At 59.9% G+C, this 710-nt stretch carries 1 protein-coding gene; it reads left to right on the top strand.

Annotated features, from left to right (window positions below):
• Nucleotides 1–394, top strand: a 394-nt coding sequence (locus JZY06_RS05315) for a hypothetical protein (RefSeq protein WP_207118914.1), incomplete at its 5' end; no start/stop codon positions are given.
• Nucleotides 395–710 lie beyond the last annotated feature (316 nt).

Here is a 710-nt window from a genome sequence, read left to right as displayed (position 1 = left end):
CGATGACGTACCAGTCGTGGGTGACGTCCTCGCTCTTCGGGTGGAATGTAGACAAAATGACTCCTTAAAAAGCCTGTCTTGGGAAACTGCCAGCCAGTGGCCCGGTGATACCCCGTCCGGTGGAAACCGTTCGGCGGATAAGGCCCGTGCGGAAAAAGGCGCGCACCCGCGGCGACGAAACACCGCGATGCGTTTTTTAACAACGGCGGCCGGTGGAGACCCGCGTTGCCTGCTGCCCGAAACCAGACACCTTAAAGCCACGGACATGCCGTCGCCGCTCGGTGTCCCCCACTGTTTTCTCGCACAAATCCTGCTCAACCACCACCCGGAAAAACCGCGGGTGGCGCGGACATGCGAAACAGTGGGCGGGCTTTCCCGCACACAGAATGAATAACTTACAGGTCACCACCCCGCTACCGCAAACCACCCCAAACAGGCGACCACCGGCTGCTAAAAAGGGGCGGAAAGCAGCCGGTGGCCATCCATCCTCCCGCTTTTCAACAATCATTGCCGGTGATGGGGCCTGACGGATCGGGGTGGTGGTCGGCCGCGCTGTCACCGCAAAAACAGGAGGTGGTAGTGACAAATTTTATTCACTCCACTGGCGGTTGTCTCGGGATTGACTTAAAAAAATGGTTCTCCCGCACCGGGTGCGGTCGACCCGCCCTTTAAAAGCCCCGTCAGGGGGCAGCGGCCGGTGCCCGACATTC

The sequence above is a fragment of the Corynebacterium mendelii genome (genome assembly GCF_017307055.1).
Taxonomy (GTDB): Bacteria; Actinomycetota; Actinomycetes; order Mycobacteriales; family Mycobacteriaceae; genus Corynebacterium; species Corynebacterium mendelii.
This window is presented reverse-complemented; position numbering and strand designations above follow the sequence as displayed.